The organism is Jatrophihabitans sp. (assembly GCF_051960575.1).
GTDB lineage: Bacteria > Actinomycetota > Actinomycetes > Mycobacteriales > Jatrophihabitantaceae > JBQCEE01.
Genome location: NZ_JBQCEE010000148.1, coordinates 1 through 2,192 on the forward strand (window position 1 = coordinate 1; position 2,192 = coordinate 2,192).

The 2,192-nt window shown below is 73.1% G+C and carries 1 protein-coding gene; it reads left to right on the forward strand.

Features of this window, described 5'->3' with window-relative positions; translation table 11 throughout:
• Positions 1-333: 333 nt before the first annotated feature.
• Positions 334-2,106: a PHP domain-containing protein gene (locus ACTHMS_RS08405; protein ID WP_440306209.1), complete on the forward strand. Its 1,773-nt coding sequence runs from the start codon at positions 334-336 to the stop codon at positions 2,104-2,106.
• The last annotated feature ends 86 nt before the right edge of the window (positions 2,107-2,192 follow it).

Sequence of the window (2,192 nt, forward strand, 5' to 3'; positions counted from 1 at the left end):
TGTACTACCCGGGGGTGGGGGGGGGGGCCCCCCCCCCCCACAACGCCGGGCCCTGGGGGGGGCCCCCCGGGGGGTTCGACTCCGGTGGCGCGGGGGGGGGGGGGGCCCCCCCCCGCGCCGGCGGCCGGCCGCCCGAGCGCTACCGGCGGGGCACCGCCCGCACCATCACGCCACCGCTCGTCCGGCGCGGCTGAGCGCACCTCGGTGCCGGCTGTGCGTCTGCGGGCGCACCGTCGGTGCTCGTTCGTCCCGTGTTCGCCTGCGTGTCGACGCGATGTGGTCCGCAGCGGATTCGCTGCCTGTGGACCTTCTCAGGCGACCACGGAGCGAGCGATGCGCGACCACCACGGACACCCGCACCATCACGACCACCCCCACGACCACCCGCACGACCACACCCACGAGGCCACCCCGTCGGCCGAGGCGTTCGCGGAGGCGACCGACCTCACCGTGCCCGACCGCGAGCTGAGCCCGAGCGGCCTCGCCCGCCGGACGTTCCTGCGCTCGGCCGGCCTGCTGGGCGCCGGTGCAGCGGCCTCCGCCGTGTTCGCGGGCCCCGCGGCCGCCGACGGCCCGAAGGACCGCGACGGGGAGGACGACCGCAACCGCGACGACTACCTCTGGCTGTCCGGCGACCACCACATCCACACGCAGTACTCGCCCGACGCGCAGTACCGCGTCGACGACCAGGTGCGGCACGCGAACCAGTACGGCCTCGACTGGATGGTGATCACCGATCACGGCAGCGTCGCCCACGCCAAGCTCGGCGTCGAAAAGGTCAACCCCGACATCGTCGCGGCCCGGCAGACCTACGACACCCTGGTCTTCCAGGGCCTCGAGTGGAACATCCCGGCGGCCGAGCACGGCACCGTCTTCGTGGCGCCGAGCCGCAACGAGGTGTCGCTGCTCAAGCAGTTCGAGAACGGCTACGACGGCACCGTGAACGGCGCGGGGTCGAGCACGCCAACCAACGAGGCGCTCGCCATCGCCGGCATCAAGTTCCTCGGCGAGCAGGTGCGCAACGGCGTCGTCGCCGACGCCCTCATGCTGGCGAACCACCCCGCCCGCAAGGGTATCGACTCGCCGCACGAGTTCCGCAACTGGCGCGACGCCGACCCGACCATCGCCGTCGGCATGGAGGGCGCGCCCGGCCACCAGGCCGCGGGCATCAAGGCGCCGAGCGGCCCCGGCGGCGGTCGCGGCGAGTACAACTTCTCGCCGAACCCCGACTCGTTCGCCGGCTACCCGCTGGCCAGCTACCGCACCTGGGGCGGGTTCGACTGGTTCACCGCCACGGTCGGCGGCCTGTGGGACAGCCTGCTCGCCGAGGGCAAGGCATGGTGGATCACCTCGAACAGCGACTCGCACAAGATCTACGCCGACTGGGCCAAGAACCCGGTCAACAACGTGCAGGACGCGCCGTGGGACGCGCAGGGCGACACCTTCAACAACTTCGGCCGGTACGGCGACCCGGTCTACGCCGGCGGCATCCAGACCGGCTACTCGGACTTCTGGCCGGGCTACTACAGCCGCACCCACGTCGGCTCGACCAGGCGCGACTACCGCGCCGTCATGCAGGGCATCCGGGCCGGCCGCATCTGGGTCGCCCACGGTGACCTCATCGCCGGGCTCGACGCCCGTGTCGCGGTCAAGGGCGACCGCCGTCCCGGCGCCACGCTCGGCGGCACCCTGGCGGTGCGCGAGGGCGACCGCGCGGTGCTCACCGTGACGATCGCGCTGGCGACGCGGAGCAACTTCGCGCAGTTCCGCCCGAAGCTCAACCGGGTCGACCTCGTCCAGGGCGACATCACCGGACCGGCGGCCGACCGCGACGTCTTCACCACGCCGAGCACCAAGGTCGTGCGGTCGTGGGACACGAGCACGAACAGCGGTTCGGTCACGCTGACCTACGACCTGGGCAAGGTCGACCGGCCGTACTACGTGCGCCTGCGTGGCACCGACGCCAACCGCACTGCGGTCGGCTTCCTCGGCGCCGGCGTCGACCCGGTCGGGCCGGCCATGGACGTCGTGGGCGACGCCGACCCGTGGGCCGACCTGTGGTTCTACTCGAACCCGATCTTCGTGGTGCCCACGCGCCGGTCGTGACGACGCTCGACGACTCCGGCCTCGGCGCCGCGGTGGTGCTCGACACCCCGTGGCGCCACCTCGCCGACGTCGAGGCCGCCCAGCGC